The following is a 22,374-nucleotide window of genomic DNA, read 5'->3' on the forward strand; positions in this document are numbered from 1 at the left end:
ATCTTCTATCCTGGAGCTTGTTAACTTATAAATCATTTTTTATAATATCTTCATACGTTTCTCTTTTTACAATTAACACATCTTGGCCTCTGTTTACCATAACAACTGCTGGCCTTGGAATTCTATTATAATTGCTAGCCATTGAAAAATTGTAGGCTCCTGTACTTAAGACTGCTATTATATCTCCTCTCTCAAGCTTTGGTAATTTAATATCTTTAATCAATATATCTCCTGATTCACAACACTTACCACAGATAGTAACCTGTTCTTCATCTTTATTATTTAGCTTATTTGCTGGAACAGCAGTATACTTTGCAGAATACAAAGCTGTTCTTATATTATCTGTCATTCCACCATCTACGCTAACATACTTTCTTATACCTCTTATATCCTTTATAGATCCAACTCTATATAGAGTAATACCTGCTTCTCCAACTATCCATCTACCAGGCTCTATGAAAACAGTAGGCTTTCTTAGGTTATATCTACTAAAGCATTCTTCAACTGCTTTATGAATAACATCTGTAAAATAGCTAATAGAAAGTCTTTTATCTCCTTCTGTATAGTATATACCAAACCCTCCACCACAGTTTATTTCTTCTATTTCATAGTCAAATAAATTCTTAATGCTGCTTATAAATTTTGCAAGCACCTCTACCTCTAATTTATATATATTATTTTGATGAAGCTGTGAGCCAATGTGGGCATGTATACCCTTTAGTTTAAGAGCTGGAGAATTCAAAATCCTTTTTACTGCGTGTAGTGCACTTTCATCATGCATTGGAAAACCAAATTTTGAATCTACTTGTCCTGTTTTTATAAAGTCATGGGTATGTCCGTCTATTCCAGGAGTTATTCTTATTTGAACATCTATGCTTCTTTTCTTTTTTAACAAGATATCCTCTAAAATATCTATCTCATCAAAATTATCTATAACAACTCTTCCAACCCCAAAATCCACAGCCATTTCTAATTCTTCATAAGTTTTATTGTTGCCATGAAAAATTATATTTTCCATCGGAAAATCAACAGATTTTGCTGTATAAAGTTCTCCACCCGATACAACATCTAACCAAAGACCTTCCCTCTTTATTAATCTACACATATATTTTGTTAGAAAAGCCTTGCTCGCGTATGCTGCGACACCTCCATATTTTACTATATGGTTTTCCTTAATCTCCTTTATTCTATTTAATATCTCCTCCTCATTAAAAACATATAGTGGAGTTCCATATTTTTCAACTAAATAATCACACCTTACACCTGAAATTTCAAGAATACCATCATCTGAAATAGTTAGACCTCTATATCCAAACATTTCTATCCCTCCATTTCATTTATAAACATTATCATGCAAATTTAATGCCAAAACATCCTTATAACTAATTAATAATTTTGAATTTTATTTTTCCGTAAAATCGGAATACTCATTTTTACTTTCCTATAATGCATATAAAAAAGAACCATTCCACATTTTCGGAATGGTTCCACAAAATCGGATTAGCATATATCATATTTCTTTAACTTCTCATAAAAAGCAGATTTTTTTATGCCTAGCTCCTCCATTGTCTTCTTTTTATCTCCATTATTTCTCTTTAATGCTTCTGTTATAATGCTTTTTTCAGTTTCCTCTAATATATCCTTTAATTTTCTTCTCTCTACACTTTTTGTAAAATCAAGTAATATATCATCAACCTCAATAGTGTCTGTTATCGACAAATTTATAGCTCTCTCTAATATATTTTCAAGTTCTCTAATATTTCCCGGGAAATCGTAATTATACAACTTATAATATGCAGCATTCGATATTTTTTTAGTAGGAACTCCATACTTATTACAAATTTCTCTAGTTATGAAATATATTAAATCATATAGGTCTTCCTTTCTTTCTCTAAGTGCAGGAAGCTTTATGGGAAATACATTAATTCTATAGTACAAATCCTCTCTAAACATACCTTGCTTTACACGTTCATGTATTTCCTTATTAGTTGCACATATAAACCTAACGTCTACTTCTATATATTCATTACTACCTATAGGTTTTACCCTTCTGTTTTGAATTACATCTAAAAGTTTTACTTGTAAATTTAATGGTAATTCAGCAATTTCATCTAAAAATACGGTTCCTCCATCTGCGCATTCAATTAGCCCTTTTTTCCCCTTACTTAAAGCACCTGTAAAGGCCCCCTTAGTATATCCAAACAGTTCACTTTCAATTAGAGCCTCTGGTATAGCACCACAATTGATTTCAACAAATTCTCCCTTTCTTCCGCTAATTTGATGTATATGTTTTGCAAGACTACTCTTACCCGTACCACTTTCCCCTAGAAGTAATATAGTACCATCTAACTTTGCAATCTGGTGTATATATTTTTCAATCTGTTTCATTTGATTTGTTTTGCCAAAATAGAAATTATTATTTATTATGCTAAATTTAGATATCTCCCTTAAAAGTTCTAACCTTTCTTGATGTAATTTCTTTATTTCAGATATATCCTCTATTTTTACAACTACAAAATCATCAATGTTATAAAATGAACATCTAACAGGCAATTTATTAATTTCGTCATATATTGACTTAATAACTTCTTTTGTGGTTATAACTTTGTTGACATAATTATATATATTACCTTCTTTAAATACCTCATCAATTTTCCTATTTAATACATTAATTTCAAAATACTCATCTTTAGATTTTTCCATAAATTCCTTACCTAATAGTATCTCTCTTATGCTTTCTCCTCTTATTGTATATCCCTTTGATTGATAAAACTTAAGATTTAAATCATTATCAAGTATAACCATATGTCCAACTGATTTAATAAATTCATATGGTATATTAATTCCATTTATATTTATGTTTACAACCTTTTTGCTATAGTCTATTTCAACTAAAAAATTATTATTATTTATTTTATCCTCTAATCTACAAACTGCCGAAGCCGGTCTTCCATAATTACATTTACCACCATAACCATATCTTCCAATAAATAAAAAGAAATCTCCTTTATTTATCTGAATATTTAATCCCAGCTTTATTAAATCCTTAGAGTTTAACCCCCCATCATCATCTCCAAAGGATGTATCACCAATTATTATGATATCGCCTTTTTCTAAAATACCTTTTTTATGGGAAATATCGTATTTATTTCTTAAACCTAATATATCCTTTGCCTTGCTATTTAAATAAACTATATTTAAATTTTTATTTATTATTACAATCCCTTCTGAAGAAATTTCAATTATATCTTTAAAATCAAAACCCATATTATCACCCCTAAAATATTGCTTATAAGAATTATACATAATTTTATAAATTTTAGCTAATCATATTTTTAAAGTAAAAAATAAGAGGTGTTAAAATATGGAACCTCTAAGCAAAAATATATATCAAAACATAAATAAAATAATTTCACATCTCCCAAATAGTGCTACACTCATAAAACGCGAAATTTTAATAAACAAAAAAACTAAATGCTTCATCATCTATGTATCAAATCTTTGCAATCGTAAATCAATTGAAATGCACATAATTCATCCGCTCCTGTACAATCTAAACGAGGACATAGAAAATATAGAAAACGCAGCAGAATATATAGCACAAAACTATATATCAATAAGCGAGGCCCAAATAATTAAATCCTTTGATAACATTGCAGTTGAACTCCTACGTGGTAAATGCTTGATACTTATCGACAAAATAAATACAGCTATACTTTGTGACACATCTGATATACCTCATAGACAAATTCAAGAATCTAATGTGGAAAAAACTATAAGAGGTGGACGTGAATCCTTTGTTGAAAATATTGAAATAAATCTTGCCTTGATACAAAACAAAGTAAAATCTAACAAATTAAGAATTGAAAGAATGTTGCTTGGAAATGAAAACAAAACTGATGCAGCTATAGTATATATGGACGGAATAATAGACCCAATAGTTTTAGATGCCATTAAATTTAAAATGAATAGGATTAAAAACCTCCCATATATTTTATGTACTGGATATATAGAACAGCTAATAGAAGACTTCCCCTATGGTTTCTTTCCACAACTTAAAAATACAGAAAAACCAGACAAGGTTGTATCTGATTTATTTCAAGGTAAAGCTGCAATATTAATATCAGGTGCACCATATGCCCTAATTGCACCTGCTGTGTTTATAGAGTTCTTTCAAGGATTTGAGGATTATTCCCAAAGGCTTTTAACATCGGTTTTTGTTAGACTTACAAGGGTTTTGTCAGCTCTACTTGTGCTTTTAGCAACACCTATATATCTAACTGTACTCTCCTATAGCTCTGGATTAGTACCAATAAAACTAATTAAAGTAATATATAACTCAAGGCTTGGAATACCACTGCAGCCCTTCTTAGAAATTTTGACGATGGAGATTGCTGTTGAGCTTTTACGCGAAGGTGGATTAAGACTACCATCACCAATTGGTCAAACACTTGGTATTGTTGGTGGTATAGTAATTGGAGAAGCTGCTACAAAGGCTGGACTAGTTAGCCCTACAACTTTAGTTGTGGTATCTACAACAGTTATTGCATCCTTTTTAATCCCTAATTACGAAATGGCTCTTTCAATTAGATTCTTAAGATTTCCTATGTTAATATTAGCAGAACTTTTTGGTTTTTTAGGCGTTATATTGGGGTTTTATCTTATTGTGATAATATTAATAAATATGAATTCCTTTGGCATACCATATTTTTCACCCTTTGCACCCCTTAATCCTTCAGATTTAAAGGACACAATAGTTAGATTATCATTAAAAGAAATATTAAGAAAACCTAAAAGCCTTAAAATGAAGAAGGGAAAGATATGAGTAAAGTAATAGAAAACAAAATAACTCAAAGGCAATATATATTTATTCTAGTAAGTGCAGTCGTTGGAATAGGCATACTGTCTGCTCCAAACTCCATCTGTCAAATTGCTGAACAGAGTGGCTGGATATCCATGATAATAGGTGGTATCTATCCCTTAATTATTTGCTACTGCTCATACCTAAATTATAAACACTTTAATAATACACACTTTTACCAGTTAAACGAAAGGTTATATGGAAAATTTATAGCTAAAATTATATTCCTTTTTTTTCTAATCACAATGATAATATATGAAGCCTCTGTTTTAGCAGGTTTTTATAACATTCTTAGCAAAGAAATAGCCTTTTTTCTTTCACCTTATGCTGTTTTAATTCTTGTTTCTTTGGTAATTATATATACTGCTAGCTTTGGGCTTCAATCTATAGGGAGGTTATCAGAAATTGTATTTTACTTTTCATCGATTTTATTCCTTTTTCCTCTTGCTATAATTGGTAAAGGCAGTTTCTTAAATATAAAGCCCATAATCTCTTCAGTTGAAAATATTTTAAACTCTGTGCCCTCTTCATTTTACTCATATGCAGGAATAGAGATATCCTTCTTCATAATGCCCTATGTTGTGAACAAAAAGAACTTTAAAAAAGCGGGATTTGTATCGACTGCAATTATAGTATTTATATATACCTTCTTAACATTTATCTGTATATACTATCTTGGATATGAACTTACAACTAAAATATATTATCCTGTATTTTTTATTATGGAGACCATAGAAGTCAGCATAATATCTGATTTCAAGGTAGTTTTTATATTCCTATGGAGTGGTATGATATTAAAAATAATGGCCTGTGATCATTATGTTGTTTCCTATACATTTTCAAGACTTACAAGAATTCCATATAAGAAGAGCTGCATAATTACATGGCCATTTATACTAATGTTTGCAATTTTTATGATACCAGAACATGGTAGAAATGTATTTCTAGGCAAATCTGTACCTATTATTGTATTTACTATCCTGACCTACTCCATCATTACTGCAATAATGGTAAAAATAAAAGGTAGGTAGTGTATATGAAGAAAAAACTGCTTATAATATTTAACATATTAATACTGTTATTTTCCAGCTGCTACGGAATGGAGCCAATTGAAAACATATCTATAATGATTGGAATAGGCTATGACATTGATAAGGAAAAAAGTAAAAAAATAAGTGATCCAATTGAAATGTTCGTATTTAAGGGTGACGGAGAAATTGAACGTCATATATCTAGTGGTGTAGCAGAAACCATTTATAATACAGTTAATGATAGACAAACAATAATGAGCAAAAAATTCGTAGTAGGTACAGAAAAATTATATTTAATAAGCGAAGAAAGGGCAAAATATGGTATAGAGGATTTACTTGAAGTACTAATAAGAGATGAAAATAGAAATGAACTTGCCTACGTTGCAATAACTGAAGGAAGAACAGAGCACTTTTTTAAGATGACACCTATAGACAACACAAGTATGTCTGAAGCAATAGCAGGAATACTCAAGTTTTGTTATCTTGCAAACTTCTTCCCAAGGGAGGTAAATATAAAGGAACTTCTTTTTATGTACAATCAAAGCGGAAGAAGAATTATACTTCCTTATATTATCGATGATAATGGAAAACCAAAGGTAACTGCAATTTGCGTATTTGAGGGCAGTAAATTAAAACATAAAATCCCATTAGAAGAGGCCTTCTATATAAATATGCTAAGGAGTAGAAAAAGTGAAGGTTATATAAGCGTTCTAGAGGATAACAACCCTAAAAAATGCTATACAATTAAGGCTAAAAATTTTGTAAATGTTTCTGTAGAATACAAAGACACACTAATTTATAATATTGATTTAACCCTTAAGGGAGTTTTAAAGGCAGACTCAATAAATAATAAACCCCTAACCGATAAAGATGCAAAAAAGATAGAAAAAGCCTTTGAAGAAAATATTAGTAAAGAGATTGAGAAAACAATAGAAAAAGTTCAAAATAACTATAAGATAGATTGTTTTGATATAACTAAATACGCTGCTGCAAAGTTTGGAAAACATAGCCCTCTATTAAGTGATGAAGAATTTCAAAAGGCTAAAATAAACGTTAAGGTGAAGGTTATACTAGTTGATTTAGGAAGAAGTATAAAGTAAATATTCATTTATTATATTGCTCTCTTTTGTGCTCTCTTTGTCAATTTCCTCTACAATCCTCCCCTTGTTAATGAATATTATTTTATCGCATATTCTCAAAGCTTGATAGATGTTGTGGGTTACAACCACAATGCATCTATCATTTTTTTTGCTATTTAATATAGCCTTTTCTATAATCCTTGTATTAATCGGATCAATACTAGCAGTTGGTTCATCTAATAGTATAAGCCCCTTATCCTGTGATAAAACCCTTGCTACTGCTACCCTCTGCATCTCCCCACCAGATAGATTTGTTGCATTTCTTTTTAGCAAGTCCTTTAACTCTAAAATTTCAACAATATTATTGAAGTTATCTAAATCTGCCTTAGCCCACTTTACACTCATTTTAATGTTGTCTTCTACAGAACAGTTAAAAATATACGGTTTTTGAGAAAGCACTGAAATTTTAGTATAGGGATTTTCTTCTTCAATATTGAATTTAATGCTCCCATCTATATCCTTTATTTTACCACTTAATATCTTTAAAAAAGTACTCTTACCAGAACCATTTGGTCCTAATATACCATATATATTCCCATCCTTTAAATTTAAACCTTCTATCTCAAGGTCAAATCCACCTGTTTTATATCTTAAATTATTAATATATACCTCCATAATTAACTCTCCCTATTAAGCTTTGATATTATTAAATTAACCATAAAAGAGACAATCAATAAAATAATTCCTATTGCAATTGCTCTATCAAAATTACCCATGCTCGTTTGAAGCACAATATAAGTTGTCATAACTCTTGTTTTATGTTCAATATTGCCTCCAACAAGCATAACTGCACCAACCTCAGATATTGCTCTTGAAAAGCCTAAAAATACTGTAGATAATATATTTTGCCTTAATTCTTTAAATATCAATATATATCTACTTTTTCTATCTGCATTTAGATTATATAATTCATCTAAAATATAACTTCCCTTTGTATTGATTATATTTATTGCTGTACCAGTTATTATTGGAACTATTATAATAACCTGTGCTACTATCATTGCTTTTGGAGTAAACAATATCCCAATATAACCTAATGGACCATTTCTAGAAAATAAAATATATACTATAAGCCCTGCTACAACTGGAGGAATAGACATTAGTGTATTAATTATACTTATTAATCTTTTTTTAAATTTAAAATCCTCTATTGTTATAAGCAAAGCTAAAAAAATACCTATTAAACTTGAAATTGCTGTAGACATAAAAGAAACATAAAGAGATAATAGAACTATCTCTATTATGTTTCTATCGAAAGAAATAATAAGCTTTAATGCTCCTATAATTCCCTGATAAATATCCTTCAATTAAAAACAACTCCTTTTACCTTTTGGCATTAGGTATGAATAGACTTTCACCAAATTTGTCTTTTCCAAATTCTCCTATTAATCTTTGAGTTTTATCTGATAAAATCCAATTAATAAAATCCTCTGCTCCCTTTTTGTTTATTTTGCTATTTTTATTTGGGTTGACTGCTACAACGCCATATTGATTTTTTAAATCTTTGCTTCCCTCAACTAATATTACTAAATCTAGTTTATCCTTCATAGTAAGATATGTTGCTCTATCTGAAATAGTATAAGCTCTTTTTTCACTAGCCATTAAAAGGGTTTCTGCCATACCTCTTCCAACCTTTATATACCAATCACCCTCGGGCTTAATGTTTGCTCTGTTCCATAATTTCATTTCAAACTTATATGTTCCAGATTCATCTGCTCTCGAAACAAATTCGGCTTTAGATTTATATATCCTTTCTAGTGCCTGCGAAGCTAAAGATAAACCCTTTACGTGTGCCTTATCTTCACTTGGACCTAAAAGTACAAAATCATTATACATCACATCAAAGCGGTAAGTTCCATGGCCATCCTTAACAAACCTTTCTTCATCCTCTTTAGAATGAACTAAAAGAACATCTGCATTGCCATCCATTCCAAGCCTTAATGCTTGTCCTGTACCAACAGCAATGACACTTACTTTATACCCATATTCCTTCTCAAACTCTGGCAATATGTAATCTAAAAGCCCAGAATCACGAGTACTAGTTGTTGTAGCTAATATTAGTTCATTATTAGCTTTTTTAGTACAAGATGTATTTAATAACAATATTAAAGTTAATAAAACTACTAAAAACATTCTTTTCACAAGATCAGCTCCTTTCCTAAATGGGAGGTATATTTGTTTCCAAATATACCCTATCGGCTGTACTCCTTAGCATAAGCCTTAGGATATACAGCTCGAAGCTGAACTAATTATATCACTCTCCAATTATTTTAACAAGAACACGCTTCTTTCTCATTCCATCAAATTCACCATAGAAAATTTGCTCCCATGGTCCTAAATCTAACTTACCGTTTGTGATGGCTACCACAACTTCTCTTCCCATAATTGTTCTTTTAAGATGAGCATCTGCGTTATCTTCAAATCCATTATGCTTGTATTGGCTATATGGCTTCTCTGGTGCTAACTTTTCTAGCCAAACTTCAAAATCATGGTGTAGACCGGACTCATCATCATTTATGAACACACTTGCAGTTATATGCATAGCATTACAAAGCAGTAGCCCTTCTTTAATACCACTTTCTCTAACGCATTGCTCTAATGTCTGTGTAATATTTACAAATCCCCTTCTCTTTGGTATTTCAAACCACAACTCTTTTCTATAGCTTTTCATTTTATCCCTCCTATTAAAACATAAAAAGTTTGTTTTTATATATTATACCAAAAGTTAATTATTATGGTATTATTATTAAACTACTTACAGACTATTTTAAAAGCTCCATGTAAGGATTTTAATACTTAAAAATCCTTGCATGGAGCTATATTTAGTAGAACCCTTTTTATTACTTAACAACAAAAATTGCAACTTCTCCATATTTTAATACAATATCTTCTTCTGTATTATTTACAAATTTAAAATCTCTGTATATTGAATTTATAGAAGCAATATCTAAACCTAAAGCCTCTTCTAACTCTTTCTTATTAACTTTAATTGAATCTTCAAAATCCATATTACCAAGTACAAGTAATATTCCTTCTCGTACCTTATATGCAACAGATAATATATTATCATATGGTAATTTACATTTTACATAGTTTGATGAATCTGTTATATAATTTATATATTCTGCCCTTAATTTTGAAACATCCTCTAAAATACGCATTACTTCTGTATTTTCAGCATTTTCCCAATGAAGTGCATATCTATCAAAGAAGGCTAATTTTCCATATAGTGGGTCATTCTTATCTAATAGGTATCTATTCTCTTCCTTTGCATCTAATCCTAAGTTCATAGGCTGTTTTTCTAGTATTTCAAAACCTGATGTTATAAATGGAACTCCATTTGGTAAAAATGCATTCATTACTGCAACAAACTTTGAGAACTTCTTTCCTCCAAGTCTTGATGCTGCTCTTGGAGTATCTGGAGTTTCTGCAGCTGCAAAAATAGGTGCCTTTAAATTCTCCATTTCTTCTAAAAGCTTATTAAAATCTCCCTTATAAAATCTTGGTTCAGCAGCCCATGCTGTTCCTATAATCATATTGTATCCTGCTTCTCTTGCAGAAACATCTCCTTTATTATCTAAAACTTCAGCAATAAAGCAGAAGTCCTCATCAAATTCTCTTGGGTTTTTAAGAATCATTTCTTCAAGTTCCTTTGGAAGAGCGTGTCCCATATCAATACGTGCACCATCTATACCATATTTTCTTTGATAGCTTGGTATGATATCAGCTATTCTCTCCCAAAGTTCAGTATTCTTTTGTTTTCCTTTAAATAAATTTGACTTTATTATGTCAAATAATATATATGGAGGTTGATCTTCATCAACATATTTTGAAGATTCCTCTGGATTATCAAGGTATAGCCTTAAAAATGTTACATCTGTCCAAGGTGGTTGTGGATCGTTAATACAGTCTGAAAAAGCTGGAGCAGTAGTTATTCCATACTCTTCTTGAATTAGTTCAAAAAAGTCTAAACTGCTGTCCTTTAAACATTTCTCCTTAATGCTATTCCATTTTTCAGGATCAATTACATTTGGTGCACTACAGAACTTTTTAATGTGCTTTTTAACATTTTCACTTACATATACCTTTGGTAGATTTTCTATTGAAGGCTTATCTCCAGCATTAATTCCTTCTACATATGGTGGAGCATATGTATCTAATTCATCAATTTTTACCCAATAAAACCATTCAGGATGTTCAAAGATTAAATCACTATCCCTTGCAGATGTCCTTGGTATTATGTCTATCATTATTCTTATACCAAGTATGTGACAAGCTTCAACTAATGCTTTAAATTCTTCATCTATTGTAATATCATCTCCTAACATTGGATCCTTTAAGGTAGGATCTAGTTCAAAAAAGTTTTTAACAGCATATGGAGAACCCATCTCTCCCTTTTTATATCTCATACTGTTTTTTGAAATAGGAAGTAGGTATATTGCATCTATTCCCATTCTTTTTAAGTGAGGAAGAAGGGCTATTGTCTTTAAGAATGTTCCTGTATCCTTTAGACCATACTTATTATTTAATTCTAACTCTCCACTTGCGTCATGGTCATAAGCACTTGTTGTTCTTATTTGCATACCATATACATTTGCCCTTTTTATCCAGTCTCCACCAATGTATCCCTTCCATCTTCTAGTTGGAACTAATTTAGATAGAGGTTTGCTATAATCCTTGTCCTTATCATAATGAGGTATTATTGTCTTTTTTATACACTCACTGTAGAATTCATATGGATTGACTGTAATAATTCCTTCTGTCTCATTTAATCCCTTATAACCAAATGAATTCCAAATTGCAGGTACCCTAAACTCAATGTTTTTTCCTTTTTCAATATTTTCTTCAAGCCTATTTAATATTTTCAATAAACTACTCATAATATGCCTCCTTATTGTACAAACGATTGCACATACCTATTATAAAACATTTTTTTCAATAAAACAATATATCAAAACATTTTTATACATAATACATAAAAAGTTTACTATTTATACCGATTTTTTTATACCAATATGAATAAAAACATGTTATAATATACATGGGAGAAAAGGGGGTATAATATGAAACTTAAGAAGATTGCATTAGGTTTGTCATTATTCTTTATTTTTAGTACAAGCCTAGCCTTTGCAAGCCCAATACAACAACTAGAACAACAACTACAGGAAACAAAAGAAGAATATAATCAAGTTTTAGAAGAAATTGGACAGATAGAATCTGTTATAGAAGAAATAGATAATCAGGCATATGAAATACATCTTGAGATAAATAAAAATGAGGATGAAATCCAAAGAATAAATGAAGAAATAGAACTAAAACAAGAGGAAATAAAAAAAGCTGAGGAAGAATTCGAAAAAAGGAAAAAGATCGCTGATGAAAGAATTAAAAATATGTATATGAATGGAACAGAAAATTACATTGAACTAATCCTTGGTTTTACAAGCTTTAGCGATCTTATATCAAGAATAGAAACTGTAAAAACAATAATCCAATTTGACATAAATGCTCTCGAAGAAATAAATAAAGGTATTGAAGAACTTAATAAGAAAAAAGAAGAGTTAGAATTATCAAAGGCAAAAATACTTGAACTTAAAAAACAAAACGAACAAAAACTTGCCCTTATAAACGAAAAGAAAAAAGAACAACAGAGGTTAATTGCTGAGCTTGAAGCTAAAAAGAAAAAGTATGCTAATCAGATTAAGAAATATCAAGCTCAAATATATCAGCTATATAATCAAGTTAAAGCAAAAACACAAAAATCTGCATCAAGAGGTTCAACAAATTTTTCTTCTGATGATGTTATTGAATATGCGATGAGATTTTTAGGAACACCTTATGTATGGGGTGGAACTACACCATCAGGTTTTGACTGTTCAGGCTTTGTAAAATATGTATATTCTCATTTTGGAATAAACTTGCCAAGAACATCTAGGGAACAGGCAACCGTCGGACAAGCAGTAAGCTTATCTGAAGCACAACCTGGGGATTTAGTATTCTTCCATAGTCCAATAAGCCATGTTGGTATATATGTTGGAAATGGAATGTATATTCACGCTCCAAGAACTGGAGATGTAGTAAAAGTATCCTCACTAGCTGGAAGAAAAATAACTGTAATTAAGCGTATAAAATAAGCCATAGGCTAACCTATGGCTTATTTTTTTGATACATACTGCTTACACTACCTAATAGATCATGAATAAAGTTAGAACCTCTGCTAATTAAAATACCTGTTAAAATAGGACCTAGGTATTTAATAGATAATGGTTCACCTAAAATAGAAAACATGTCTACTTTTGCAGCTATACATATTAATATGCCTACTAGTGTTGCACCAATTCTATCATAATTAATCTTATCCTTTTGTTTAAATAACTTAAGTGTTTCCCATATAGCTTCAGTTATTAGTGCTAACAAAAAAATCCTTTCCATAATAAACTCAATAACTTGCTCTATGTTATTATATTATATAGATTTCAATTTTATAACAAATGAAATTTGAAATTTTTATTGACTCATCCTTCATTTTATGTTATCTTTATAACAGAAAGTAACTCCATATTCCCTCATTCCCCATATCCGGATTTATTCCGGATTTATTTTTTTACCTTAAGTTAAAAGTTAACATTAACGTTCTTTCATAATAATAATATAGCCCCATTAATACATAAAAACATTCATGGGGCTTAAAATTTAAACTATAACATTTACAATAGTTATATTGGTCTGCTTTGCAAGGTCTATCTCAAGAGGTTGTATTGAATTACCTCTTTCATCATATATTATCCTTACAATTGGCTTATCAGGTAAACCCTTGTTATGCTTTACTACAAATCCCTCTAAACCATTTGATAGCTTTACGCATACGCCCAATGGATATATTGAAAAGTTATCCTTAAATATCTTAACTAATTCCATATCAAAAAATGTTCCACTACCACCTAATATAAACTCATAGGCCTCATTTGCTAAAAATCCCTTTCTATATACCCTGTCACTTACAATAGCATCATAAACATCACTTATACACGCAATCCTTGCAAATTTTGATATGTTTTCTCCCTTAAGTTGCATTGGATATCCTGAACCATCATATCTTTCATGATGCTCTAATACCACTAATCTACTTCTTTCACTTAAGTAGTTTATATTTTTTACAATATCATATCCATAAACAGTGTGCTTCTTCATTATTTCAAATTCTTCTGGAGTAAGCTTGCCTTTTTTATTTAATATCTCTGAAGGTATTTTTGTCTTTCCTATATCATGAAGCAATGCTCCCATGCCTAAGTCCACAAGCATATTTCTTGTATAATTTAAATTAACTCCAAAAAATAGGGCCAATACACATGTATTTAATGAGTGTATAAATGTATAATTATCAAATGTTTTAAGTTCTAAAAGATAGGTTGAATTTATATCTTTGTTTTCAAGCAGATACTCAACTATATTTAATATAGTATCTAATGTATTTCTAACTTCATTTACGTTATTATATTGAAGTTTAGAAAATACAGTAGATACAGACCTCACAGCTTGAGATTTTAGCTGTAGAAACTCAGTATCCTGAGCCTTTATGTCATCGAGGTTGTCATCCTTTATATATAGATACTCTACACCTATGCTTTTAAGTCTTTTAATATATGTTTCTGTTAATATTACACCTTCTCTTAAAAGTATTGCTCCATCTGCTCCAAGTATGCTTTGTCCTAACTCGTCTCCTGGCTTAACTCTTTCTATGCTGACTAGTCTCATTAATCTACACCTCGTAACAAAAAGTGACACATTTTTATTTTAAAATTTATTTTAATTAAAATCAATACAATTATTTAAAATTTTACTTAAATTAACTAATTTTAATAAACTAATATTTTAATGCACTAAAAAGTTAAAGAAGGACAACTATCCTGCCCTTCTTGCAAAGGATAATGAATTTAACTTCCTTGGTTCAAATTTCGGTACCTCATATTTTGAAATAAACTCTATTGTCTTGTCAAAATCCTTGATTAAATCTATTTTTTTATCTATAAGTTCCCTCTTTAGTAGTTCATTAAAATAATTCATGTAGGAATAGTAATCCCTTCTCTCCTTTGAAAACATTCTATATTCGTCTCCACAATAATCTATAACCTTCCTACATAAATATAAATTACATGGATGAGGACGCAGTTTAAAATCTATACTACAGCCCTTTTCTGTCGAAAAGGGACAGAGCCTAAAGAAGAGTTTAGTATCAAAGTCTTCTATTGTTTTTACTCCATAATTGTTATATCCCTCTTCATCAAAGTAACCCTTTACCTCTAAATGATAATTGCTGATTACAGTTTTTTCATTTTCCTTAAGTTCATGAATGAAATCTACTCTTCCTATTGAAAGTATATTTTTTAAATCCATCAGAGTATACTTAGGAAAATACCAGCAGCATCCCCTATTTTTTATGTGAATTAATGAAGTAGATTCTATGAAACCATCACATTTTCCACATAAGCTGCAACCAAATAATGGTATATTATCCTCAAAATAATAAGATAACATATTAACCCCCTCCTCAAAAATACTTAAAATTAAAAGCACTTTTGAGAATTACCCATGTAAATACAATTTTTTCTAATAAAATATAGATTAATTGTAAATTTTAAATTTTATAGAAATTGATTAAATTTACTAATTATGGATATAATAAAAATAAAGGTGCAGGTATAGCTCAATGGCAGAGCTCCAGCTTCCCAAGCTGGCTATGCGGGTTCGATTCCCGTTACCTGCTCCATTTTTATTTTTTAAGTTCTCCTACCACAATCAACCTCTGTCTATTACTATATAGAGGATGGCAAGTTATTAAAGTTGCTAAAGACTTGCCCTCTATAGGATTTAAAACCTCAACCTTATCTGGCGTTACAACCATTTTATTTACAACTGTAAATATAAACTGTTTGTCCTTTGTTTTAATTGTAAATTGGTCTCCTATTTCTACTTCATCAAGTCTGTTAAAAAATCTTCCAGTTGTATGAGATCTATGTCCAGCAATACAATAGTTGTTATTAATTTCTCCAAGTCTCCCTGTTCCTTCAATATGTCCTACTGCATTTTTTAAAGTTTCTTGCGTTGCTCCTTCTACTATTGGAACCACCAAATTTATCTTTGGTATTTCAAGTATTCCAACTGGATTTTTAGCATTATACTGAATTGAATTTTGATCTTTAATATTTTCCTTATAATCTCTTTTTTCTTGACTTTTCACCACAGTTTCAATTAGTGCTTCTCTTTCTTTATAAGCCATATACTGTTCTATTCCAACAAAAGCTAAAATTGAAATACCTATTATTATTAATAAGATACCTAATTTTTTCATCTATCTCCCCCTTAAAATATGCTCAAGTCAAGTTCCCTTGATAACTCCTCAAGAACTTTAAGCCCTGCTACGCTATTACCCTTTTTATTTAAAGCTGGCCCAAAAACTCCTATTCCCATTCTATTTGGAACAGCTGCCATAATACCTCCACCTACACCACTTTTACCTGGAATTCCAACCTTTACAGCAAACTCACCGGATTCATCATACATTCCACATGTAACCATAATAGTCTTAACTATTCTTGCATACTGTGCTGGAATAATCCTCTCTCCACTCCAAGGAAGTATTCCATTATTAGCAAGCATTGCTGCTATTCTTGCAATATCTTTACATGTTACTTCAATAGAACACTGCATAAAATAAGCATCTAATATATCTTCTACATCTCCTGTTAAAACCCCTGTGCTTCTCATATAGTAAGCCAATGCTCTGTTTCTGTGTCCAGTCTCTTTTTCAGATCTAAATACATCATAATTTATTCCTATCTCCTTGTTTCCTGTGATCTTTCTAGTAAACTTAAGTATTCTTTCTATCTTTTTATCACAGCTTTCTCCATAAATTAAAGATGTAGCTGCAATAGCACCTGAATTTATCATCGGATTTAGAGGCTTTTGAGGATTTCTTGTCTCAAGAGAACTAATTGAATTAAAAGTATCTGCTGTAGGTTCCATGTCTATTTTCTCAAATACCTTTTCAGGTCCATTGTCTAAAAGTGCAAGCATCAATGTCACAACCTTTGAAATACTCTGCATTGTGAACTTTACATCAAAATCTCCCTCACCATATTCTTCTCCATCAAGAGTAACTACATATATCCCTAAATGATTTTTATTTGCCTTTGAAAGCTCTGGAATATATGTTGCTACTTCCCCTAATTCTGTATATTTTCTATTATGGTTTATAATTGATGATAGTAGTATTTGCATGCTCATTCCCCCATATCTTTTTCTATTTTGTATATCATGTATGTAGCAGCTAGCATATCTGCACATCCGCCTGGACTTATATTCCTTTCTTTGAAATCTTCATCCATTCTATTTATAATTGAACGTCCTTCTTCTGTAAGCATCCCGCCAGCTTCTAGAGCCATTTTTGCATATTTTCTTACAAACTCCAAACCTTCTATAGAAGAACGATGAACTATAGTTGTATCTTCAACCCTTGTCATTAAAGCAAGTAGTGTATTAACAAGGGAATCGTTTAAATTTAATACTCCTATTGATTTTTCAAAAGTTGGTAGTCCACATTCTATAATAGACTTTAACCCTTTTTCAACTTCTCCACGAATTCCTGTTAAGCCATATTTCTTATATATCCTTTGACCATTAGTTAACTTTTCATCTTCTATATTTTTCAATTCCCTTTCAACAATTCCCTCTGTAATTCTCTTGACTTCATACGATAGACTCAATCTATCTATTTTTATTTTTTTTCTATATAAAGTCCCTGATGCAGCACATATTAGACCAATTAAAAATATTAATCCCTTGTGGGTATTTACTCCTCTTGTTGCTCTAAACATATCCCTCTCTGCCATTACTCCTATTGGCCTTAGTTTATTTAAAATATGATCCTTATAATTTAATCCTACCTTAATAAAATCTATAAAATAAGGTGCAATGGCAGAGGCACTTTTAATAAAGGTTACATAATCCATATCTTTATGTGAACCATTTGAAAATGGAGTCACTAACCCAGGTTTTGGATGTGTTGAAACCTCAAGTAACGTTGACTCAAGTGCTATTTGAGAAATTTTTATAATAAAATTTTCATTTTTCATAACCCTCTCCATATTCCTCTACTGCATTGTTTATAATTTCTATTACTTCATCTATACTATGGCTCTTATTTATAATACATTCCCTTGCTGATCTATTACAAACTATACACTGCCTTTCACTAAATCCAAATTGTTTTCTGCTTAATGGTTCACCATTTTTATCATATACATCTATATCAAATATTCTTCCTAGAGGATGATTTAACTCTAAAAATATACTCCTCTTTTTTACTTCTTCCTCAGGTAAATCAATAATAAGTAACATGCTTTCTCCATCATAACCATTTAGTATCTTTTCTTTTATGATAGATTTTTTAAACTCATTATATATTTCTTTTCTTAAAATACAAAAGGCCTTTTGTGAATGCTTTGTATTTTTATTAGTACCGGGATAGTTTATTTTAGCACAAAGCACTGTCCCTCTACTCTGCTTAATCAAACTTAAAATTTCCTCATATCTTTTTTCTCTATCCTCTAGTATTTTTATCAATGGGGCAAATCTCTCCTTTTTATATTTTCTATTATTCTTTTTCCTTCATCTGTATTTAAGAATTCAAATGTTGTTATAGGCACTAAATTTTTTACTTCGTCAATCTTACCTTCCTTTAAAAGTTTTCTTACAATAGATGCACTAACCGGCCTACCATCCTTTGTAAGCCTTTCTACTAAACACACCTCTATATTATAACTTGGAAGGACTGAAAGCATTGCTTTATTGTATTCATTTGTCACATCACAGTAGGGTTCTGTGCCTACATACCTTTTATTAATATTAAAAACTTTGGCAATGTACTTTCCAAAGATAGTGGCATCTAATTTTGTATATACATTTAATTTTTCGTCCTTTTTTCTTAAAAAATAAGATGGGAAAGTATTAGAAGATATAATATACCTTCCTCCCTTTATTACAACAACATTTTTTAAGTGGCTACATCCCTTTTTTACAAGACTATACCTTATGTCTGTAGGAAAGGCTGACCTATCCTCCTCAACTACAAAAACAATAACCTCTTCATTTTCCATTGCAGCCCTTTCAATAAGATAAAGGTGTCCTAATGTAAATGGATTACAATTTACAACCAATGCAGCCCTATTTTTTGTTTGATCAACTCCACTTTGTTTTAACATGTTATTTAAATATTTGTTTATATCTGCTATTCCTCCCTCAAGAAGAACAACCGAATCTGCTTGGGCAACTTCTTTAAATCCAAGTGATTTAAATATTTGCACATTTTTATCTAATGTGAATACAAAATATTCGTATATCCCCTTATCAAACATCCTATTTTGAATCTTGGTAATTAGAGAGGAGGCTATGCCCTCCCCCCTATACTCTTCCTTGATGCCAAAACATTTAATCACATTTTTTGAATATGAACAAGTTCCTATCATTTGACCATTTTCAAAACAGCATAAAGTTTCATCAACATCATTTTCAAGTTCTAATCCTATAGATTTTAAAAATTCATCCGCCATTTGTCTTTCAAAATCCATTAAAAATCTGTACTCCATGCTATCATTCCTTTACCTTCTTTACAACATCTATAACTGTTCCATCTCTATATTCTACAACTGCAACGATCTTATCATCAAATTCAATTTTTTCAGGCACTCCAACCATTTTTTCAGCTATTGACTTTAATTCTTCTATTGTCATTATAGGTAGGTTGGTATTCTTTAATTTTTCAATTAAATCCTGTCTCTTTGGATTTACTGCTATTCCCCTTTCAGTTACAACAACATCTATAGTTTCGCCTGGAGTTGTTACTGTTGTAACCTTATCCACTACAATTGGAAGTCTTCCTTTTAAAAGTTTAGTTACTACTATTGCAAGCTTTGATCCTGCAGCAGTATCACTATGTCCACCTGAACCTCCCATAATAATTCCATCTGATCCAGTAGTTACATTAACATTAAAATCTAAATCAATCTCTGTTGCACCAAGTATCATTACATCAAGTCTGTTTACAACAGCTCCCTTATTGTGTGGATTTCCATAAAGAGATGCCGACATTCCTTGATGTGCCACATTTCTTCTATAGGACTCAACAGCCTTTAAGTCAAAACATTGCACATCAAATAGAGCTTCAAATAGTCCTTCTTCAAACATATCTACAATATATCCTGTAATTCCACCTGCTGCAAAACTTCCCTTAATCCCTTTATTTTTCATCAGATCTCTTACATATTTTGCAACAGCAAGAGAAATTCCACCTGCACCTGTTTGGAATGAAAATCCATCCTTAAGTAGCCCAGATGCTTCAATAACCTGTGCCGCCATTTTTGCAATCTTAAGCCCTACAGGATCCTTTGTAATTTTTGTAGTACCTGAAACTATACCTTTAGGGTCACCTATTGAATCAACCTTTACAATAAAATCCACATATTCCTGACTTATTTCTATAGGACAAGCAGGATAAGAAACTAAATTATCTGTTATAGCAACAACCCTTTTAGCATACATAGCATCTGGAATTGCATATCCTAAACTTCCACACGCAGAAGGTCCGTATACACCATTTATATTTCCATACTCATCACAGGTTGGAGCAGCTATAAATGCTATATCAATCTTCAGATCTCCTGATTCTATTGCCCTTGCTCTTCCACCATGGGTATGCATTATAGCTGGATATTTTAATAATCCTTTCGATACTGCCTCTGCAACAGGTCCTGACATATAATTTGCATATATTCCTGTTACAACTCCATTTTTTATATGTTCAACAAGTGGAGCATGAACAGGAAATATTGAACTTGCTGCTACCTTTATGTCCTTTATACCCATATTTGCAATTTCATCCATAACCATATTTAATACATAATCTCCATTTCTTAAATGATGGTGAAAGGACACAGTCATACCATCTTTAATTTCACATTTCTCAAGTGCCTCTCTAATTGAATTCAAAAGCTTAACATCTCTTGGAGAGACACATTTTACAAAAACTTGGCTTTTACCTTTTACACCCAAGTTACTAAATGCTCCACTAAAGGGTTTAACCTCACCATAGCCCTCTATGTAATCTGGTAAAACTCTACCTAAAATATTTTCCATAAAATCACTCCCTTATAATACCTGCAAGTTTAGCTTTCATAATTATATTTTCCGCTCTTTGAATAACTGGTGCATCTACCATTTTTCCATCAAGTGAAAATACGCCCTTACCTTCCCTTAAAGCCTCTTCTTTTGCATGAAGTACTCTCTTTGCATACATTATCTCTTCCATTGTAGGTGAAAATACGTCGTGTATATAATCTATCTGTCTAGGATTTATAGCAGCCTTTCCTGTCATACCTATTGCCTTTGCTCTTTTTGTATCTTCTATCAAACCTTCAATATCATTTACATCTGCAAAGGGAGTATCTATAGCATCTATTTTAAACGCTCTACAAACTGAAGCTACCTTACTTCTTGCATAGAAAATCTCATTTCCTTCTCTTGTTCTTTTTATTCCCATATCTGCTGTTAAATCTTCAGCTCCAAGCAATACTGCTATATTTCTCTTTGATGCTAAAATGGTTTCCCTTATGTTTTCAAGCCCTAGAGCTGTTTCAACCAGTGGAATTAGTTTAATTGAACCTAGTTTAAACTTTTCTTCTCTTTCTATTGTTGATAATATCTCATCTATTTCCTCTATGTCCTCTTCTGTAGCCTTTGGAACCAATATGGCATCTGGCTTTACCCTTGCTATAACATTAAGATCATCATATCCGAAATCACTCTTTATTGAATTAATTCTAACTACAACCTCACAACCTGTAAAATCTAATGTCTCTAGAGCGTTTTTAACTAATAGCCTTGCTGCATCCTTTTCATCTAAAGAAACAGCATCCTCTAAATCTAAAATAATACTGTCAGCTCCAAGTATTGGAGCGTTTTGTATCATACCTGGATTATTCCCAGGCATAAAAAGCATAGTTCTTCTAAGCTTCATATTAAACACCTCACTACATTGCTCTTCTTATTGCAGTTTCAACTCGAGCTTTTATAGTATAATCTAATGCACCTCTATCCTTAGCAATTACCTTTACATTTTCAACCTCAAGTTCCTTTAATGTGTCCTCAATTACTTTTCTAATCTTTTTACCAAACTGCTTTATAACTATACTTTCTAGCTCAATTTCTATTCCCTTCTCATTTGGAAAAACCATTATAAAAATATCATTGGATTCTAAACTTCCTGCCTTTGCTGGATTTACGATCTTCATAA

General features: G+C 31.0%; 22 protein-coding genes, 1 tRNA gene and 1 riboswitch. Of the genes, 5 read left to right on the forward strand and 18 right to left on the reverse strand.

The window, feature by feature from the left end; all coding sequences use genetic code 11:
* Positions 1–25 precede the first annotated feature (25 nt).
* Together lysA and TCEL_RS08800 are read right to left on the reverse strand one after the other, a co-directional pair.
* A complete protein-coding gene (gene lysA, locus TCEL_RS08795) occupies positions 26–1,318 on the reverse strand; it encodes a diaminopimelate decarboxylase (RefSeq protein WP_018663280.1) in 1,293 nt (430 codons plus the stop codon).
* A 182-nt stretch (positions 1,319–1,500) separates the two neighbouring features.
* The gene (locus TCEL_RS08800; protein ID WP_018663282.1) at positions 1,501–3,267 is read right to left on the reverse strand and encodes a sigma 54-interacting transcriptional regulator; all 1,767 of its coding nucleotides are present in this window, start codon (positions 3,265–3,267) and stop codon (positions 1,501–1,503) included.
* Between the two features lie 97 nt (positions 3,268–3,364).
* Here TCEL_RS08800 and TCEL_RS08805 point away from each other — a divergent pair, with 97 nt between their 5' ends.
* The 3 genes from TCEL_RS08805 to TCEL_RS08815 are packed head-to-tail and all read left to right on the forward strand — an operon-like array spanning position 3,365 to position 6,992.
* Positions 3,365–4,825: a spore germination protein gene (locus TCEL_RS08805; RefSeq protein ID WP_018663284.1), complete on the forward strand. Its 1,461-nt coding sequence runs from the start codon at positions 3,365–3,367 to the stop codon at positions 4,823–4,825.
* A complete protein-coding gene (locus tag TCEL_RS08810; RefSeq protein ID WP_018663286.1) occupies positions 4,822–5,892 on the forward strand; it encodes a GerAB/ArcD/ProY family transporter in 1,071 nt (356 codons plus the stop codon). Before TCEL_RS08805 ends, TCEL_RS08810 begins: the two co-directional genes overlap by 4 nt.
* 5 nt (positions 5,893–5,897) lie before the next feature.
* The gene (locus TCEL_RS08815; RefSeq protein WP_040683798.1) at positions 5,898–6,992 is read left to right on the forward strand and encodes a Ger(x)C family spore germination protein; all 1,095 of its coding nucleotides are present in this window, start codon (positions 5,898–5,900) and stop codon (positions 6,990–6,992) included.
* Here the strand turns inward: TCEL_RS08815 and TCEL_RS08820 are convergent.
* From TCEL_RS08820 to TCEL_RS08840, 5 genes are all read right to left on the reverse strand, one after another.
* Entirely contained in the window at positions 6,972–7,646 is a 675-nt protein-coding gene (locus TCEL_RS08820) for an ATP-binding cassette domain-containing protein (RefSeq protein ID WP_018663290.1), read from the reverse strand. The genes TCEL_RS08815 and TCEL_RS08820 overlap by 21 nt on opposite strands.
* 2 nt (positions 7,647–7,648) lie before the next feature.
* Positions 7,649–8,338 (reverse strand): ABC transporter permease, encoded by a 690-nt coding sequence (locus tag TCEL_RS08825; protein ID WP_018663292.1) that lies wholly within the window; start codon positions 8,336–8,338, stop codon positions 7,649–7,651.
* A 16-nt stretch (positions 8,339–8,354) separates the two neighbouring features.
* Entirely contained in the window at positions 8,355–9,164 is an 810-nt protein-coding gene (locus TCEL_RS08830; RefSeq protein ID WP_242823459.1) for an ABC transporter substrate-binding protein, read from the reverse strand.
* 1 nt (position 9,165) lies between these two features.
* Positions 9,166–9,283, reverse strand: a riboswitch (molybdenum cofactor riboswitch).
* 2 nt (positions 9,284–9,285) lie between these two features.
* Positions 9,286–9,702 (reverse strand): secondary thiamine-phosphate synthase enzyme YjbQ, encoded by a 417-nt coding sequence (locus TCEL_RS08835; protein ID WP_018663296.1) that lies wholly within the window; start codon positions 9,700–9,702, stop codon positions 9,286–9,288.
* Positions 9,703–9,871: 169 nt separating this feature from the next.
* Positions 9,872–11,911 carry an alpha-amylase family glycosyl hydrolase gene (locus tag TCEL_RS08840; RefSeq protein ID WP_018663298.1) on the reverse strand — a complete coding sequence of 680 codons (2,040 nt, stop codon included), beginning with the start codon at positions 11,909–11,911 and terminating at the stop codon, positions 9,872–9,874.
* A 183-nt stretch (positions 11,912–12,094) separates the two neighbouring features.
* On the opposite strand from TCEL_RS08840, the gene TCEL_RS08845 reads away from it, so the two are divergent.
* Positions 12,095–13,162 carry a C40 family peptidase gene (locus TCEL_RS08845; protein ID WP_018663300.1) on the forward strand — a complete coding sequence of 356 codons (1,068 nt, stop codon included), beginning with the start codon at positions 12,095–12,097 and terminating at the stop codon, positions 13,160–13,162.
* Between the two features lie 13 nt (positions 13,163–13,175).
* Here TCEL_RS08845 and TCEL_RS08850 read toward each other — a convergent pair whose 3' ends face one another.
* The 3 genes from TCEL_RS08850 to TCEL_RS08860 form a co-directional block, all read right to left on the reverse strand.
* Positions 13,176–13,460, reverse strand: a complete 285-nt coding sequence (locus tag TCEL_RS08850; RefSeq protein ID WP_040683799.1) for a hypothetical protein — start codon at positions 13,458–13,460, stop codon at positions 13,176–13,178.
* Between the two features lie 261 nt (positions 13,461–13,721).
* Complete coding sequence (locus TCEL_RS08855) at positions 13,722–14,783, reverse strand: HD-GYP domain-containing protein (protein ID WP_018663302.1); 1,062 nt, start codon at positions 14,781–14,783, stop codon at positions 13,722–13,724.
* 147 nt (positions 14,784–14,930) lie between these two features.
* Entirely contained in the window at positions 14,931–15,563 is a 633-nt protein-coding gene (locus TCEL_RS08860; protein ID WP_018663304.1) for a hypothetical protein, read from the reverse strand.
* Positions 15,564–15,721: 158 nt separating this feature from the next.
* On the opposite strand from TCEL_RS08860, the gene TCEL_RS08865 reads away from it, so the two are divergent.
* Positions 15,722–15,795: transfer RNA gene (locus TCEL_RS08865), tRNA-Gly, on the forward strand.
* 3 nt (positions 15,796–15,798) lie between these two features.
* Here the strand turns inward: TCEL_RS08865 and TCEL_RS08870 are convergent.
* Genes TCEL_RS08870 through citD form a run of 8 tightly spaced genes read right to left on the reverse strand, consistent with a single transcriptional unit; the run spans position 15,799 to position 22,372 of the window.
* Positions 15,799–16,377, reverse strand: a complete 579-nt coding sequence (locus TCEL_RS08870) for a class D sortase (RefSeq protein ID WP_018663306.1) — start codon at positions 16,375–16,377, stop codon at positions 15,799–15,801.
* 11 nt (positions 16,378–16,388) lie between these two features.
* The gene (gene glsA, locus TCEL_RS08875; RefSeq protein WP_018663308.1) at positions 16,389–17,306 is read right to left on the reverse strand and encodes a glutaminase A; all 918 of its coding nucleotides are present in this window, start codon (positions 17,304–17,306) and stop codon (positions 16,389–16,391) included.
* Between the two features lie 2 nt (positions 17,307–17,308).
* Positions 17,309–18,160: a triphosphoribosyl-dephospho-CoA synthase CitG gene (citG, locus tag TCEL_RS08880; RefSeq protein ID WP_018663310.1), complete on the reverse strand. Its 852-nt coding sequence runs from the start codon at positions 18,158–18,160 to the stop codon at positions 17,309–17,311.
* A complete protein-coding gene (citX, locus tag TCEL_RS08885; protein ID WP_018663312.1) occupies positions 18,150–18,650 on the reverse strand; it encodes a citrate lyase holo-[acyl-carrier protein] synthase in 501 nt (166 codons plus the stop codon). Before citX ends, citG begins: the two co-directional genes overlap by 11 nt.
* Positions 18,647–19,672, reverse strand: a complete 1,026-nt coding sequence (citC, locus tag TCEL_RS08890) for a [citrate (pro-3S)-lyase] ligase (RefSeq protein WP_040683801.1) — start codon at positions 19,670–19,672, stop codon at positions 18,647–18,649. Before citC ends, citX begins: the two co-directional genes overlap by 4 nt.
* Positions 19,673–19,676: 4 nt before the next feature.
* Entirely contained in the window at positions 19,677–21,218 is a 1,542-nt protein-coding gene (citF, locus tag TCEL_RS08895; RefSeq protein ID WP_018663316.1) for a citrate lyase subunit alpha, read from the reverse strand.
* Positions 21,219–21,222: 4 nt separating this feature from the next.
* Complete coding sequence (locus TCEL_RS08900) at positions 21,223–22,098, reverse strand: HpcH/HpaI aldolase/citrate lyase family protein (protein WP_018663318.1); 876 nt, start codon at positions 22,096–22,098, stop codon at positions 21,223–21,225.
* Positions 22,099–22,111: 13 nt separating this feature from the next.
* Positions 22,112–22,372, reverse strand: a complete 261-nt coding sequence (citD, locus tag TCEL_RS08905; RefSeq protein ID WP_018663320.1) for a citrate lyase acyl carrier protein — start codon at positions 22,370–22,372, stop codon at positions 22,112–22,114.
* Between the last annotated feature and the right edge of the window lie 2 nt (positions 22,373–22,374).

Source organism: Thermobrachium celere DSM 8682, from assembly GCF_000430995.1.
GTDB lineage: Bacteria > Bacillota > Clostridia > Clostridiales > Caloramatoraceae > Thermobrachium > Thermobrachium celere.

Excerpts from the sequence above, each read along its gene's own strand:
- lysA (WP_018663280.1), bottom strand. The coding sequence starts at position 1,318 with ATGTTTGGATATAGAGGTCTAACTATTTCAGATGATGGTATTCTTGAA.
- TCEL_RS08800 (WP_018663282.1), bottom strand. The coding sequence starts at position 3,267 with ATGGGTTTTGATTTTAAAGATATAATTGAAATTTCTTCAGAAGGGATT.
- TCEL_RS08805 (WP_018663284.1), top strand. The coding sequence starts at position 3,365 with ATGGAACCTCTAAGCAAAAATATATATCAAAACATAAATAAAATAATT.
- TCEL_RS08810 (WP_018663286.1), top strand. The coding sequence starts at position 4,822 with ATGAGTAAAGTAATAGAAAACAAAATAACTCAAAGGCAATATATATTT.
- TCEL_RS08815 (WP_040683798.1), top strand. The coding sequence starts at position 5,898 with ATGAAGAAAAAACTGCTTATAATATTTAACATATTAATACTGTTATTT.
- TCEL_RS08820 (WP_018663290.1), bottom strand. The coding sequence starts at position 7,646 with ATGGAGGTATATATTAATAATTTAAGATATAAAACAGGTGGATTTGAC.
- TCEL_RS08830 (WP_242823459.1), bottom strand. The coding sequence starts at position 9,164 with ATGTTTTTAGTAGTTTTATTAACTTTAATATTGTTATTAAATACATCT.
- TCEL_RS08835 (WP_018663296.1), bottom strand. The coding sequence starts at position 9,702 with ATGAAAAGCTATAGAAAAGAGTTGTGGTTTGAAATACCAAAGAGAAGG.
- TCEL_RS08840 (WP_018663298.1), bottom strand. The coding sequence starts at position 11,911 with ATGAGTAGTTTATTGAAAATATTAAATAGGCTTGAAGAAAATATTGAA.
- TCEL_RS08845 (WP_018663300.1), top strand. The coding sequence starts at position 12,095 with ATGAAACTTAAGAAGATTGCATTAGGTTTGTCATTATTCTTTATTTTT.
- TCEL_RS08850 (WP_040683799.1), bottom strand. The coding sequence starts at position 13,460 with ATGGAAAGGATTTTTTTGTTAGCACTAATAACTGAAGCTATATGGGAA.
- TCEL_RS08855 (WP_018663302.1), bottom strand. The coding sequence starts at position 14,783 with ATGAGACTAGTCAGCATAGAAAGAGTTAAGCCAGGAGACGAGTTAGGA.
- TCEL_RS08860 (WP_018663304.1), bottom strand. The coding sequence starts at position 15,563 with ATGTTATCTTATTATTTTGAGGATAATATACCATTATTTGGTTGCAGC.
- TCEL_RS08870 (WP_018663306.1), bottom strand. The coding sequence starts at position 16,377 with ATGAAAAAATTAGGTATCTTATTAATAATAATAGGTATTTCAATTTTA.
- glsA (WP_018663308.1), bottom strand. The coding sequence starts at position 17,306 with ATGCAAATACTACTATCATCAATTATAAACCATAATAGAAAATATACA.
- citG (WP_018663310.1), bottom strand. The coding sequence starts at position 18,160 with ATGAAAAATGAAAATTTTATTATAAAAATTTCTCAAATAGCACTTGAG.
- citC (WP_040683801.1), bottom strand. The coding sequence starts at position 19,672 with ATGGAGTACAGATTTTTAATGGATTTTGAAAGACAAATGGCGGATGAA.
- citF (WP_018663316.1), bottom strand. The coding sequence starts at position 21,218 with ATGGAAAATATTTTAGGTAGAGTTTTACCAGATTACATAGAGGGCTAT.
- TCEL_RS08900 (WP_018663318.1), bottom strand. The coding sequence starts at position 22,098 with ATGAAGCTTAGAAGAACTATGCTTTTTATGCCTGGGAATAATCCAGGT.
- citD (WP_018663320.1), bottom strand. The coding sequence starts at position 22,372 with ATGAAGATCGTAAATCCAGCAAAGGCAGGAAGTTTAGAATCCAATGAT.